Genomic DNA, 14338 nt, shown 5'->3' with positions numbered 1-14338 from the left:
AGCCTACGGCTCCCCCGACGGCTCCATGGCGCCCCGTACGGCGTCCCGTTCCCACCGGTCCCTGCTGCTACCGTCACCGGGTAGACGCGGGGTACGACATAAACGCTTGTACGACATACGGACGTCGGCGAAAGGGGCGCGCACGGTGGCAAGGGGCAGCTCGGGAATCGTGGCCGGGCTCACCGCGGCGGCAGTCGCCGCGGTCGGTTTCCTGGCCTACCAGGCATCGGCGAACGCCCCCGACTCCGTCGCCGTCCCCAGGGCGAAGGCGTCCAGCAGCGCCCCCGCCGTCGGCCGTGCCGAGCCGAAGGAGAAAGAGCGTCCCACCACGCTGCCCGCCGAATCCGGGACCGGAGCGCGGGTGGTGTACGCGCTGGGCGACCGGCGCGTGTGGCTGGTCGACGCACAGGGGAAGGTGACCCGGACCTTCGCCGTCATGCCGAGCGCCGTGAACCCGCGGCCCGAGACCTACAAGGTGCGTTCGCGCACAGGCGTCATCAAGGGCTCGGACGGCGTGCCGATCGAGCACGTGGTGCTGTTCGCGATGGCCGACGGGGGTGTGCCCGTCGGGTTCAGTGCGGCACAGGACGGCTCCATGGAGAGCCCGGACCCGAAGCTGAAGACCGGCGGGGTACGGATGAAACGCGCGGACGGCGACGCGATGTGGACGTTCGCGACGGTCGGCGCCACGGTGGTCGTCGTCCCGTAGGGCCACCGGGGACGGGGAACGGACACCCTGGATGGCATCCGGCGGATCACGGCCGGGGCCGCGCCTGATCCGCGGCACGCCGCCTACGCGGCGTTGCGCTCCCCGTCACACCCCTGGGACCCCTGCTGCTCCTGAGGCTCGTGCCGCTCCTGGCGCTCCTGCCGTTCCTCCGACGGCGGCGTCGAGACCGCGCTCGCCGCGGCGCAGGCCGCCAGCAGATCCTTCATCGACACCGCGGACGTCTCTGGCGGCTGCGGCTGCGCTTCACGCTCGGGCGTCGGCATGGGGATGCCTCCTGGGGCTCCGGTGGAAGGCATGGTTAGGCAGACCTAACCAGCTCTCGCCATCCATGTGACCACGCCCGGGCCGCCCCGCGCAACAATGTGCCGACAGCCCGTCGGCAACGTGTCGGTGCGGTCTCAGCGGCCGGCTTCCAGCGCCGCCCCCAGTCCTGACCAGCGCTCCCCGATCCCGACCAGCGTGACCGAGCGCCGTTCGTCGTCCGTGTCGCCGACCGCGCGGTGGATCTGCACCTGCAGCCGGTCGTCCGAGAGCTCCTCGACCTTGCCGTCGCCCCACTCCACGACCACCACCGACTCCGGCAGCGACACGTCGAGGTCCAGGTCCTCCATCTCGTCGAGGCCGCCGCCCAGCCGGTAGGCGTCGACATGGACGAGCGCCGGACCGCCACGCAGCGACGGGTGGACACGGGCGATCACAAAGGTGGGCGAGGTGACGGCGCCGCGCACCCCGAGCCCCTCGCCGAGCCCCCGGGTCAGTGTCGTCTTGCCGGCGCCGAGCTCGCCGCTGAGCATCACGAGGTCGCCGGGGCGCAGCAGACCGGCGATACGGCGGCCCAGTGCCTGCATCTGTTCGGGGGACGTGACATCGAGACGGGCTGCGACCTGGGCCGGTGCGGTCACGGCCGCCGGGACGTGCGCGGTCTCAGGTGCCGGGCTGTTGTGCGGTGCTTCCATGCCCGCCAACGTTAGTCCTTGCCGGTACGGCTCCGATCCGTACCAGCAGGTCCGCCAGCCGGTCGGTCACCGTCTCCGGGTGCTCCAGCATCACCAGATGCCCGGCGTCCGGGACGATGACCAGCTCCGCGTCCGGCAGCTCGTCGGCGATCACCTCGCTGTGCGAGCTGGGCGTCACCAGGTCCTTGTCGCCCGCCAGGATCAGCACCGGCACGTCACGGAACGCGGGCAGCGCCGCGCTCTTGTCGTGCTCGGTGAAGGCCGGGTAGAACTCCGCGACCACATCGATCGGCGTGGACTCGATGAGCCGCTCGGCGAACCGCTCGACCGCCGGGTCCACGTCCCGGGAACCGAACGAGTACCGCTTGATGAGCCCGGCGAACAGATCGGCGGTCGCCCGCCGTCCCCGCTCCACCAGCTCCGGCTGCGAGCCGAGCGCCTTCAGCACCCCGGGCAGCACCCGCCGCACGGCGTTCACTCCCGCGACCGGCAGCCCGAAGCTGACTTCGCCGAGTTTCCCGCTCGACGTACCCACGAACGCGACGGCGGCGACCCGGTCCCGGATCAGCTGCGGGTGCTGGTCGGCGAGCGCCATGATCGTCATGCCGCCCATCGAGTGGCCGACGAGGATCAGCCGGCCCTCGGGCGCGGCCGCGTCGATGACCGCCTTCAGATCACGGCCGAGCTGGTCGATGCCGACCGTCACGCCCTGCGTCTGGGCCCGGCCGCGCTCGGACCGGCCGTGGCTGCGCTGGTCCCAGTGCACGGTGCGCACCAGGCCGCGCAGCGCCGCCCGCTGGAAGTGCCAGGAATCCTGGCTGAGGCAGTAGCCGTGGCTGAAGACGACGGTGACGGGCCCGGGGACCTTGCGGCCGAAGAGCCGACGGCGGCGCGTTCCGGTCCCGGAGGGCCCGGCGCCCGCACCTGCCGCGGCGCCCGCGCCCGTACCGCCGTCGGGTTCGACCTCGTCCGTCTCGTAGTACAGCTCGGTGCCGTCGTCGGCGGCGGCCCGGCCGGGCATGCCGCGCAGCGAGCCGTACGGCCCCGAGGCGTCCAGCGCCAGCCTGGCCCGCCTGCGCATGCCCCGGCCGACGGTCATCCGCTCCACCGCGACACCGGCCGCCGCACCGGCGGCGATCACACCTATGGCCGCTCCGGCGATGCCCGCCCGGCGCCAGCCGACCGCTGAAGCGGCCGTCGCCATCGCGTCCCCCGCGCTGATCTCGCTCACCGTGCCGTGCTCCTCGTCGGTCGTTGTCCGTCAGGTCAGGTCAGGACGTGCAGGACAGAACAGATCAGAGAGAACCGGTCGGGATCTCGTTCAGATAGACACGCGGCACACGGCCGCCGATGCGGGTGACGATCTCGTACGCGATCGTGCCGGCCGCCTCCGCCCAGTCCTCGGCGCTCGGCTCGCCCCGGTCCCCCGGGCCGAAGAGCACCGCGTCGCTGCCCACCTCGACGGTGTCCCCGTCGAGGTCGACCACGAACTGGTCCATCGCCACCCGACCCGCGACCCGCCGCCGGACGCCGCCGACCAGGACCGGGCCGCGCCCGGAGGCGTGGCGCGGGATGCCGTCCGCGTAGCCGAGCGGAATCAGGCCGAGCGTCGTTTCGGCGGACGTCGTGCAGTGGTGCCCGTAACTGATGCCGTGACCGGCCGGCACCTGCTTGACCAGGGCGACCGACGCGGCAAGCGTCATCACGGGGCGCAGCCCGAAGTCGGCCGGGGTGCCCAGCTCCGGGCTGGGCGAGATGCCGTACATGGCGATGCCGGTCCGTACGAGGTCGAAGTGCGACTCGGGGATCGTCAGCGTCGCCGGGGAGTTGGCCATGTGCCGCACCTCGGGTTCGACGCCCGCCTTCTCCGCGTGCGCGACCATGTCGCGGTACACCGCCAGCTGGGCGGCGATCGACGGATGACCGGGCTCGTCGGCGCAGGCGAAGTGGGACCAGAGACCGGTGACCTTCACCGTGCCCTCGTCCTCGGCGGTGCGGGCGGCAAGGACCAGCTCGGGCCAGTCGGCGGGCTGGCAGCCGTTGCGCCCCAGTCCCGTGTCGGCCTTGAGCTGGATACGGGCCGGGCGTCCGGCCTCCCGGGCCGCGGCGACGACCTCCCGCAGCGCCCACATACCGCTGACCGACACATCGATGTCGGCCTCGATCGCCTCGCGCCAGGGGCCGCCCGGCGTCCACAGCCAGCACATCACCCGGCCGCCGAGCCCGGCGGCGCGCAGGGCGAGCGCCTCGTGCGGGGTCGCGGTGCCGAGCCAGGTCGCCCCGGCTTCGAGCGCGGCCCTGGCGCAGGGCACCGCCCCGTGCCCGTACGCATCGGATTTGACGACGGCCATGAGTTGCGCGCCGGCCGCCCGGACGCGCAGCACGCGCACATTGGCGCGCAGTGCGGCGAGGTCGATCTCGGCTCGGGCTCTCAAGGACGCTGTCTCGTTCATCGCGCCCAGTCTCTCAGAGGCGTACGACGGGACTCCCGGGGGCGCGTCACCGGTGGCGGCAGCGGTCGCGAAGCCGCTGATGTCACCGATGGTGCAGCTCATGTTCCACATGGTCGACGAGGACCGGGACATGACTGTGCGGGACGTCCTTCACCGCTGTGACGAGAGTCACCGGCCCGCCCGTGCGGACCAGTTCGACCAGCTCCCGCACCGCCGCCGTGTGGGAGGGGTCGACGAGCTCGGCGCGGTAGCGGTCCACGAAGTCGTCGTAGCGGGTGCCGCTGCGGTCCTCGTGGTACCAGGAGCGGAGTTCGTTCGACGGGGTGAGGTCCTTCAGCCACCGGTCGATCCGTGCCCGGTCCTTGGCCACGCCGCGGGGCCAGAGCCGGTCGACGAGGACCCGGGTCCCGTCACCGTCCTCCTGCGGGTCGTACACCCGGCGTACGCGTACGGAATCACTGCCCACAGTCGATCACTCCTCACCGGCGCTCATCTGCGGTTCCGTGTCTGATGCCCAGGATCGCTCAGGCCCGCACCTCACGCCACGCCGCGGGGACCGTGTCCGCGACGTCCTGGGCGGAGACCGGGCCGCCGTCCGAGGCGTAGCGGGCGGCGAGGCCGTGCAGGTAGGCGCCGACGGAGGCGGCGTCGCGCGGGTCGAGACCCGCGGCCAGCAGGGAACCGGTCAGCCCGGAGAGGACGTCGCCGCTGCCCGCCGTGGCCAGCCAGGAGGTGCCGGTCGGATTGACCCGTACGGGAGTGCGTCCGCTGCTGTCGGCGACCAGGGTCGTCGACCCCTTGAGCAGCACGGTGGAGCGGTAGCGGGCGGCAAGCTCCCGGACGGCGGCGAGCCGCCCCGCCTCGACCTCCTCGCGTGGGACGCCGAGCAGCGCGGCGGCCTCCCCGGCATGCGGGGTGAGCAGCGTCGGCGCGGTGCGCGACCGCACGACAGAAGCGTCGAGCAGCCGCAGCCCGTCCGCGTCGACGAGGACCGGGACCTCGGTGTCCAGCACATCGGCGACCGCCGAGACGGCGTCCGTACCGTCCCCGAGCCCGGGTCCGACGACCCACGCCTGCACCCGCCCCGCCTTCGACGGCGGGCCCGTGTGGACCAGCGTCTCCGGATGCCGGGCGATCACGGCACCGGCGCCCGGACCGACGTACCGCACCGCGCCCGCACCGCCCCGCAGCGCCCCGCCGACGGCGAGCACCGCCGCGCCCGGATACCGCGCGGACCCGGCGACGATACCGACGACACCGCGCCGGTACTTGTCGCTCTCGCTGCCGGGAAGCGGCAGCAGCGCGGCGACGTCGGCGTACTGCAGCGCCTCCAGATCGGGTACGCCGGGCAGCTCGTCGCCGAGCCCGATGTCGACGAGGTGCAGCGCACCCGCCCGGTCGGCGGCCGGGTCGATGAGCAGCCCCGGCTTGTACGCCCCGAAGGTGACGGTCGCGTCGGCCCGCACGGCGTCGCCGAGCACCTCCCCGGTGTCCGCCTCGACGCCGCTGGGCAGGTCGACGGCGAGGATCGGCACCCCGGTCGCCTGGAAGGCCCGCACCAGCGCGGCCGCGTCCGGGCGCAGCCCGCCGCGCCCGCCGATGCCGGTGATGCCGTCGACCACGAGATCGACACGGCCGACCTGGTCCGTGCCCACCTGTGCCGCGTCCTCCGCCCGCCCGCCCGCCGCGCGAAGCGCCGCGACCCCGCCCTCGTGGGCGCGGCCCGGCGAGGTCAGCAGGGCGCGGACGCCCGCGCCGCGCCGCGCCAGCCGGGCGCCCGCGTACAGCGCGTCGCCGCCGTTGTCGCCGCTGCCGACGAGCAGGACGACCCGGGATCCGTACACCCGTCCGTTACGCCGCAGCACATCGCCGCAGGCCACGGCCAGTCCCGCGGCGGCCCGCTGCATCAGGGCGCCGTCCGGCAGCCGCGCCATCAGGGCACGCTCGGCGGCCCGGACGGTCTCCACGCTGTACGCAGTTCGCATACGGTCAACCTTCCGCGATCACCACGGCCGACGCCACCCCCGCGTCATGGCTCAGCGAGACGTGCCAATGCCGTACGCCCAGCTCGGCGGCGCAGGCGGCGACGCTGCCACGGACCCGCAGCCGGGGCTGCCCGCTGTCCTCGACGTACACCTCTGCATCCGTCCACAGCAGCCCGCCCGGCGCACCGAGCGCCTTCGCGACGGCCTCCTTGGCGGCGAACCTGGCGGCCAGCGAGGCGACTCCGCGCCGCTCGCCACTGGCCAGCAGCAACTCCCGCTCCAGGAAGAGCCGCTGAGCCAGATGCGGCGTACGCTCCAGCGCCGCGCCGAACCGCTCGATCTCCGCCACATCGATCCCGACCCCGATGATCACGCGCTCACTCACTCATTCCTTGGGCTCACTCGACGGTCACGGACTTCGCCAGATTGCGCGGCTGGTCCACCTCGTTGCCGCGGGCGGTGGCCAGTTCGCAGGCGAAGACCTGCAAGGGCACGGTCGCCACCAGCGGCTGAAGCAGCGTAGGCGCAGCGGGAATCCAGATCAGATGATCGGCGTACGGAACGACCGCCTCGTCGCCCTCCTCGGCGATGACGACGGTGCGGGCGCCGCGAGCCCGGATCTCCTGGATGTTCGACACGATCTTTTCGTGGAGCACCGAACGCCCGCGCGGCGACGGCACGACCACGACGACCGGCAGATCGTCCTCGATCAGCGCGATCGGCCCGTGCTTGAGCTCGCCGGCGGCGAAGCCCTCGGCGTGCATGTAGGCGAGTTCCTTGAGTTTCAGCGCGCCTTCGAGGGCGACCGGATAGCCGACGTGGCGCCCCAGGAAGAGGACGGTGTTCTTGTGCGCGAGCGAACGGGCCAGCGCACGCACCGGCTCCATGGTCTCCAGGACCCGTTCGACCTGCCCGGGGACCTCGGAGAGCTGCCGGACGACGGTCCGGATCTCGTCGCCCCACTTCGTACCGCGGGTCTGGCCGAGATACAGGGCGACGAGGTAGCAGGCGACGAGCTGGGTCAGGAACGCCTTGGTCGAGGCGACGGCGACCTCCGGCCCGGCGTGCGTGTACAGCACCGCGTCGGACTCACGCGGAATGGTCGACCCGTTCGTATTGCAGATGGCGAGGACCTTCGCCCCCTGCTCGCGGGCGTGCCGCAGCGCCATCAGCGTGTCCATCGTCTCGCCGGACTGGGAGATCGCGATGACGAGGGTGCGCTGGTCGAGGATCGGGTCGCGGTAGCGGAACTCGCTGGCGAGCTCCGTCTCGCAGGGCAGCCTGGTCCAGTGCTCGATGGCGTACTTGGCGATCATCCCGGCGTGGTACGCGGTCCCGCACGCCACGACGACGACCTTGTCGACCTCCCGGAGCACACTCGGCGCGATGCGCACCTCGTCGAGGTGGAGCGAGCCCGAGCGGTCGATCCGCCCGAGGAGCGTGTCGGCCACCGCCTTCGGCTGCTCGGCGATCTCCTTGAGCATGAAGTAGTCGTAGCCGCCCTTCTCGGCGGCGGAGGCGTCCCAGTCCACGTGGTACTCACGCACGTCGGCGGGCTGCCCGTCGAAGTCGGTGACCGTGACGGACTCCCGGCGCAGCTCGACGACCTGATCCTGCCCCAGCTCGATCGCGGACCGGGTGTGCGCGATGAACGCGGCCACATCGGAGGCCAGGAACGCCTCCCCCTCCCCCACCCCGACCACGAGCGGTGAGTTCCGCCGGGCTCCCACCACCACATCCGGCTCGTCTGCATGCACGGCCACCAGGGTGAACGCCCCTTCGAGCTGCCGGCAGACCTGTCGCATCGCCTCCGCCGGGTCACCGGTCGACGAGTACGCCTCGGCAAGCAGATGGGCGACGACCTCGGTGTCGGTCTCGGACGCCAGATCATGCCCGCGCTCGGCGAGTTCGGCGCGCAGCCCGGCGAAGTTCTCGATGATCCCGTTGTGCACGACGGCGACGCGGCCCGCGTTGTCGAGGTGCGGGTGGGCGTTGGCATCGGTGGGCCCGCCGTGGGTGGCCCACCGGGTGTGCCCGATCCCGGTGGTCCCGGCCGGAAGAGGCTGTTCGACCAGCGCCTTCTCCAGATTGACGAGCTTGCCTGCCTTCTTCGTGGAGGCCAGACCACCGTCCGCGAGAACGGCGACACCCGCGGAGTCGTACCCGCGGTATTCGAGGCGCTTCAGCCCCGCGACGACAACATCAAGCGCGGACTGCCCACCGACGTACCCGACGATTCCACACATAACGATCCTTTCGTGGTCGCCCTCCCCTCGCTTGGCATCGTCGCAGAAGGGGCGCGGGGCGGCCGGGATCACTCGTCGGCCCAGTCACTGCGATCCTCTGCGAGCGGCAGCCCCGGATCCGCTTCCCGCTCCCGCGCCCACCGCCGAAGCTCCGCGATCTGCCGCCCGCTCAGGCCGTAGGCCTCGAACTCGGCGTGAGCGTCGATCAGGTCCCGGGGAAGTCCGCGGTCGGCCGGGGCGCGCACCTTCGTCCCGACCGGATCCTCGAACGCCTCGCCACATATATGGATCGAATTCCCGGCGCAGGACGCTAGCCCTCCGTCCCCACTGCCCGCCGTGCCTCGGCCACCACTTCGGGATCGGTGACGAAGTGGGTGTCCTGCTCGGCCGACGCGCCCCCGGCGCCGAGCGGTACCCAGCCGCCGCCACGCCGGGGCAGCGCCCTGGTCTTGGCGGAAAGGTGGACGGCGGCCGCTCCGGCGGAGATCAGGGCCGGGATGTCGGCGGGGCGCACCCCGCCGCCGGCCATCACCTGCACCCCGGGTGCGGCGGCGGCCATCGCGGCGATCGCCTCCAGCCCCTCGGCCGCGGTGGGGGCGCCGCCCGAGGTGAGGACCCGGGTGAGGCCGAGCGAGGGCAGCAGTGCGGCGGTCCCCACCGGGTCGGCGGACTGGTCGATGGCGCGGTGCAGGGTGATGTCCACCGGGCGGCCCGAGGCGCGGGCCGCTTCGGCGAGCCGGGCGACCGCCACGGTGTCCAGGGCGCCGTCTGCGGTCAGCGCGCCGATCACCACGCCGGAGGCGCCGGAGGCGATGACGGACCGCACCTCGGCGGCCATCAGCGCGATCTCCTCCGCGCCATGGACGAAGTCGCCGGGCCGGCACCTGACCAGCACCTGCACCGGCAGCCCTTCCCCGGCGACCGCCTCCACCAGGGCTGCCGACGGGGTCAGGCCGCCCAGCTCCAGGGCGACGCAGAGCTCGACCCGGTCGGCACCGTTCTCCCGGGCGGCGCGGGCGCCGGCCGGTGAGGTGACGGCGATCTCCAGGGCGGGACGTGCGGTCACTCGTCGTCCCCGGTCAGCGGCTGGTCGGAGGCGGGAATGATGCGGGCCGACAAGTCCGGGTCGGCCATCTCGCGGTCGAAGGGGAACATCGGGCGGCGGATGCGGTGGTGGCCCAGGCGTACCAGGTCCTGGTCCACACCGCCGGGGGTGAGCGCCATCTTCCAGCCGACCGACATGTCGAAGAGCTCGGGCTCCAGGTAGCCGATCTTCACGATCACGATGTCGGCGCCGCGCGGGTCGAGGTCCAGGTCGGTGAAGTCGTGCTCGTGGTGGTAGGGCTTGCGCAGCTTGGTGAGGATCGCGTACACGCTGCCGACCCGGATGACGACCTCGGTCCCGGCGTCGCGGTCGCCGTGCCGGACGGCGTGCACCACACCGGTCAGGGTGACGGGGCCCGCGTGCCGGTCGTCCACCTCGGCGCCCGCGGTGACCGTGACGGTGGCGCCGACACCGGCGGCGACGGCGGTCTCGACGGCAGCCGGTCCGGGCACCGAGGCGTAGATGACGGTCGGGCCGTCGTCCTTCTGGAACTCCGGGCGGGTCAGCAGCCGGGTCAGGCCCCAGGTCACGTCGCCGGCGCCGCCGGCGGTCGGGTTGTCCCCGGTGTCGCTGATGAAGTACGGGCACTGGTCGGAGGCCAGGGCCTCGTCCAGGATGGCGTCGAAGGTGCCGGTCGGGGCGACGAAGTCGAAGTCCTCGCGGGCCTTCCAGAAGCCCTGGGCCAGGCGCTCGGAACCGGCGGACACGGTGGCCAGGTCGGTGCCGGTGACCACCACCACGGCGCGGTTGCGCGGTTCGTCGGCCCAGGCGTAGCCGACCCATATCGCGGCGTCGATCACGCCGTCCATGGCCTCGACCTCGTCCACGGCCGCGTACACGCTCCTGGCCGGCTCGATCCGGGTGGAGGTCTGCTCGCCGGCCAGCAGCACCGGCACCGGCACCCAGGCCTTGACCGGGCGGGGCGCGCCGGAGGTCAGCAGGTCCACCAGGTTGCGGACGGCCCGCTCCTTGGTCTCCATGTGGTCCTCGTGCGGGGCCATCCGGTAGCAGGTGATCAGGTCGCTGCCGTGGGCGAGTTCACGGGAGACGTTGCCGTGCAGGTCCATCGAGGTGGAGATGATCACGTCGGGGCCGACGGTGGCGCGGATGCGCTCCAGCAGCACCGCCTCGGCGTCGTCGATGCCCTCCACGGTCATGGCGCCGTGGATGTCGTACCAGAGGCCGTCCGGCTCGGGCAGCGCGGCGAGCCGTTCGATCAGCTCGTCCGTCAGCTCGGCCCAGGCGGCGGCGGTGACGGTGCCGCCCGGCAGCGACTTGCCGACCAGGGCACCGTGCCAGTCGGCCGCCTCGCGCAGTTCCTCACCGGCGGTCAGGAAGGGGTAGCGGTCCAGCACTTCGGCGCCGCGCGAGGGATGGAAGGCGGGGGCCTGGGTGCGAGCGGGAGAGAAGGTGGACGACTCGATGCCGAGTCCGGCTATGGCGATGACCGGGCGGGCTGCGGCGGTGCGGGATTGCGACATGGCTCCTCGTAGGGGGTGGGGCGTCAGGCGTGGCGGGGCGCCGGGGCGCGGAATTGGTCGGTGCCGCCGACCTCGCGCAGCGCGAGGGCCAGGGCGCGCTGCAGGGCGAACTGCCCGGCGCCGACCAGTCCTGCGTCGGCGCCCAGGCTGGCCCGTTCGATGGTGAGGTGTTGGGTGACCAGCGGGTGGCAGCTCTCGTAGAGCTGGCTGCGCACGGCGGCGACGAACGGCTCCAGGGTGGAGAGAATGCCGCCGAGGTAGACCGCGTCCGGGTTGAAGAAGTTGACGTTGGCGGCGAGCACTTGGCCCAGGTAGTCGCCGGCCCTGCGGACCGCGCGGGTGGCCTCCGGGTCGGCGTCGACGGCCAGCCGGGCCACGTCCTCGGTGCTGCTGACGTCGGCCCCGCGCTCGCGCAGGATGCGGACCAGGGCGGCCCCGGACGCCACGGTTTCCAGGCAGCCGGTGTTGCCGCAGGAACAGGGGATGTCGGCGCCGCCGTCGATCCGGATGTGGGTGATGTCACCGGCCGCGCCGGTGGCGCCCCGGTAGAGACGTCCGTCGGCGATGACGCCGGCGCCGATCGCGGAGCCGATCTTCACCATGATCGTCTGCCGGTGCTCGGCGGGCCGTACGGTGTGCTCGCCGATCGCCATGCAGTTGGCGTCGTTGTCCACGGCGGCAGGGACACCGAAGCGTTCCTCCAGCCAGGCGGTGACCGGGAAACGGTTCCAGCCCGGCATCCGGGACGGCAGGACGACCGAGCCCGACGCGATGTCCACCGGCCCGGGCAGCGAGAGCCCGACCCCGCGCAGCCGGCCGCGGCCGCGCTGCTCGGCCAGCGCCTCCAGGGTCTCGGCGAGCCGGGGCAGGGCCGCCTCGGGGCCGTCGGCGATCACGAAGGGGACGGTCGAGACATCGGTCAGACCGCCGCCGGGCAGCACCACACCGATCCGGGCGTGCCGGCCGCCGAGGTCGGCGGCGACGGCGAACTCGTCGTTGCTTCCCAGTCTCAGCACTTTGCGGGGGCGCCCGCCGGTGGAGGACTGGGTGCCCTCCTCGGCGATCAGCCCGCGCTCCACCAGATGGGCCACGGTGAGGGAGATGGTGGAGGCTGCGGCCCCCAGCAGTCCGGCGAGTTCGGCGCGTGACGAGGCCTGGCCCGATGCGACGAGTTCCAGGACCCGCGCGGCGAGGGCTGGGGTGCCTTTCGCGGCCTTGCGGTCCCATGCACTTATTTCAGTCATGTACGAAGTAACTTCCGCAACGGTGTGTGTGGCGAAGACAATACGCCCGCACTTGGCGCGGGGGAACAGCTTCGCGAAGGAAGTGAGCCCTACCTGAAACCCGTTCAATCCACCCAAATTCACCCAAAGAAGAAGGGGGATCGGGGCGAGTGGGCTTTTTTCGGAGGTGCAGTAACTTACTTTTTACTAATTCTTGTTTGTTTCTTCGACGTGTCCGACGTTAGCTGTCGTGAACGCAGTGCCGGTCCCGGGACACATACGGGTCCTTTCACTCTGAGGAGAGTCATGTTCCTTGCTCACACGGCGAACAGCCGCCGCTGGGCCCTCGTCACGGGCGCCGTTGTCACCGCGGGCGCTCTGCTGACCGGCTGTTCCGGCGGCGACACCTCGTCGTCCGCCTCGGGCTCGTCGGACACCATCAACTACGCGCTGCCGGCCAACTTCACGCCGAACTGGATCCTCCCGATCGGTACCGCCGCGCACCTGAACACCAACAACTCCTCCATATCCCAGTCCCTCTGGGAGCCGCTGATCGCGTACGACGGCTCCACCGGCAAGGTCGGCTGGAACAAGGACAACTCGCTGGCCACCGCAGCCGACTTCGCCAAGGACAGCAAGAGCGTCACGATCACGCTCGGCGACCGGCACTGGAGCGACGGCAAGCAGATCACCTCACGCGACGTGGAGTTCTGGTTCAACCTGGTCAAGGCCAACAAGGCCGACTGGGCCAGCTACAGCCCGGGTAAGGCGCCGGACAACTGGACGTCGCTGAAGACCGTCGACGACACGCACTTCACCATCACCTTCGACCAGGCGTACAACCAGCAGTGGATGCTCGCCAACGAGTTGAGCATGATCCGCCCGATGCCGCAGCACGTCTGGGACAAGACCGGTGACTCGGGCACCGTGTCGGACCTCGACCGCACCACCGCGGGCGCCAAGAAGGTCTGGACGTACCTGAACGACGTCGCCAAGAAGATCTCCGGCTACGCCACCGACCCGCTCTGGAAGACGGTCAGCGGCCCGTACACCATCAAGTCGTTCTCCACGGCCGGCAAGGTCGAGCTGACCGCCAACGCCAAGTACGACGGCGGCGGCAAGGCCAACATCAAGAACGTGAACCTGCTGCCGTTCACCACCACGGACGCCGAGAAGAACGCGCTCCGGGCAGGCACGGTCGACTACGGCTACATCAACGCCACCGACCTCAGCCAGGAGTCGTCCTTCGCTTCCAAGGGCTACACGGTGAAGCCGTGGTCCGGCTGGGCCATCACCTACATGCCCTACAACTTCAACAACCCCGCCATGGGCGCGGTCTTCAAGCAGCTCTACGCCCGCCAGGCGATCCAGATGTCGGTGGACCAGACCACGCTCTCCAAGGTCGTCTTCAACGGCACCGCGGTCTCCACCTACGGCCCGATCCCGCAGGGCCAGAACTCGTCCTTCGTCTCGCCGGAGCAGAAGAACAACCCGTACCCGTTCTCCACCACCAAGGCGAAGAAGCTGCTGACCGGCCACGGCTGGACCGAGCAGAACGGCACCATGGTGTGCACCGCCCCGGGCACCGGCGACAGCCAGTGCGGCGCCGGCGTGGACAAGGGCACCAAGTTCCGGATGCAGGTGCTCTCGCAGTCCGGTTCGACCGTGACCGACAACATGATGAGCGCCCTGCAGTCGTCGTTCGCCAAGACCGGCATCGACTTCACCATCAAGACCGCCCCGGTCAACTCGGTCCTCTCGCAGGCCGGCCAGTGCACGGCCGACCAGGCCGGCTGCAAGTGGCAGCTGTCGTTCTTCGGCACCGCGGGCAGCTGGTACTTCCCGGCCTACCCGAGCGGTGACTCCCTCTTCGCCACCGGCGGCGGCTCCAACTTCGGCAACTACTCCAACTCCGCCGTGGACAAGCTGATCACCCAGACCACCACCTCCTCCTCCGACGAGGCGGTGCAGAAGTACAGCGCCGCCCTGGCCAAGGACCTCCCGGTCGTCTGGCTGCCGGAGCCGGACTACCAGGTCTCCGTGGTCAAGAACGGCCTGGGCGGCTTCGCCCAGGACTCGCTCGCCAACTTCCACCCCGCCATGTGGAAGTGGACCACCAAGTGAGCCCGGTCGGTGACCGTACGTACCACTGAGCCGAA

Annotated in this window: 14 protein-coding genes; 2 read left to right on the top strand and 12 right to left on the bottom strand. The window is 71.5% G+C overall.

What is annotated here, in order from left to right; genetic code table 11:
- Positions 1 to 145: 145 nt before the first annotated feature.
- Positions 146 to 709, top strand: coding sequence for a hypothetical protein (locus AB0I23_RS04325; RefSeq protein ID WP_359106647.1), 564 nt, complete (start codon positions 146 to 148; stop codon positions 707 to 709).
- 83 nt (positions 710 to 792) lie between these two features.
- Here the strand turns inward: AB0I23_RS04325 and AB0I23_RS04320 are convergent, their stop codons facing one another.
- From AB0I23_RS04320 to AB0I23_RS04265, 12 genes are all read right to left on the bottom strand, one after another.
- A complete protein-coding gene (locus AB0I23_RS04320) occupies positions 793 to 993 on the bottom strand; it encodes a hypothetical protein (protein WP_037688064.1) in 201 nt (66 codons plus the stop codon).
- Between the two features lie 135 nt (positions 994 to 1128).
- The gene (tsaE, locus tag AB0I23_RS04315; RefSeq protein WP_359106645.1) at positions 1129 to 1686 is read right to left on the bottom strand and encodes a tRNA (adenosine(37)-N6)-threonylcarbamoyltransferase complex ATPase subunit type 1 TsaE; all 558 of its coding nucleotides are present in this window, start codon (positions 1684 to 1686) and stop codon (positions 1129 to 1131) included.
- Positions 1655 to 2917, bottom strand: a complete 1263-nt coding sequence (locus AB0I23_RS04310) for an alpha/beta fold hydrolase (protein WP_359106643.1) — start codon at positions 2915 to 2917, stop codon at positions 1655 to 1657. Before AB0I23_RS04310 ends, tsaE begins: the two co-directional genes overlap by 32 nt.
- A gap of 64 nt (positions 2918 to 2981) precedes the next feature.
- Entirely contained in the window at positions 2982 to 4139 is a 1158-nt protein-coding gene (gene alr / locus AB0I23_RS04305) for an alanine racemase (protein WP_359106942.1), read from the bottom strand.
- An 82-nt stretch (positions 4140 to 4221) separates the two neighbouring features.
- Entirely contained in the window at positions 4222 to 4605 is a 384-nt protein-coding gene (locus tag AB0I23_RS04300; protein WP_359106641.1) for a DUF488 domain-containing protein, read from the bottom strand.
- 58 nt (positions 4606 to 4663) lie between these two features.
- Positions 4664 to 6124 carry an NAD(P)H-hydrate dehydratase gene (locus AB0I23_RS04295; RefSeq protein WP_359106639.1) on the bottom strand — a complete coding sequence of 487 codons (1461 nt, stop codon included), beginning with the start codon at positions 6122 to 6124 and terminating at the stop codon, positions 4664 to 4666.
- Positions 6125 to 6128: 4 nt separating this feature from the next.
- Positions 6129 to 6497, bottom strand: a complete 369-nt coding sequence (locus tag AB0I23_RS04290; protein WP_037688059.1) for a holo-ACP synthase — start codon at positions 6495 to 6497, stop codon at positions 6129 to 6131.
- Positions 6498 to 6522: 25 nt separating this feature from the next.
- Complete coding sequence (gene glmS / locus AB0I23_RS04285) at positions 6523 to 8370, bottom strand: glutamine--fructose-6-phosphate transaminase (isomerizing) (protein WP_359106637.1); 1848 nt, start codon at positions 8368 to 8370, stop codon at positions 6523 to 6525.
- Between the two features lie 68 nt (positions 8371 to 8438).
- Complete coding sequence (locus AB0I23_RS04280; RefSeq protein ID WP_359106635.1) at positions 8439 to 8615, bottom strand: hypothetical protein; 177 nt, start codon at positions 8613 to 8615, stop codon at positions 8439 to 8441.
- 65 nt (positions 8616 to 8680) lie between these two features.
- Entirely contained in the window at positions 8681 to 9436 is a 756-nt protein-coding gene (locus AB0I23_RS04275) for a copper homeostasis protein CutC (RefSeq protein WP_359106632.1), read from the bottom strand.
- Positions 9433 to 10956: a M81 family metallopeptidase gene (locus AB0I23_RS04270; RefSeq protein WP_359106630.1), complete on the bottom strand. Its 1524-nt coding sequence runs from the start codon at positions 10954 to 10956 to the stop codon at positions 9433 to 9435. The genes AB0I23_RS04275 and AB0I23_RS04270 overlap by 4 nt, the downstream gene beginning before the upstream one ends.
- 23 nt (positions 10957 to 10979) lie before the next feature.
- The gene (locus AB0I23_RS04265) at positions 10980 to 12200 is read right to left on the bottom strand and encodes an ROK family transcriptional regulator (protein ID WP_327244823.1); all 1221 of its coding nucleotides are present in this window, start codon (positions 12198 to 12200) and stop codon (positions 10980 to 10982) included.
- Positions 12201 to 12485: 285 nt separating this feature from the next.
- On the opposite strand from AB0I23_RS04265, the gene AB0I23_RS04260 reads away from it, so the two are divergent.
- Positions 12486 to 14303 (top strand): peptide ABC transporter substrate-binding protein, encoded by a 1818-nt coding sequence (locus AB0I23_RS04260; RefSeq protein WP_359106628.1) that lies wholly within the window; start codon positions 12486 to 12488, stop codon positions 14301 to 14303.
- The last annotated feature ends 35 nt before the right edge of the window (positions 14304 to 14338 follow it).

The sequence above is a fragment of the Streptomyces atratus genome, assembly GCF_040655115.1.
Lineage (GTDB): Bacteria > Actinomycetota > Actinomycetes > Streptomycetales > Streptomycetaceae > Streptomyces > Streptomyces atratus_D.
The sequence above is the reverse complement of the archived record's forward strand: the minus strand, read 5'-3'. Positions and strand labels throughout refer to the sequence as shown.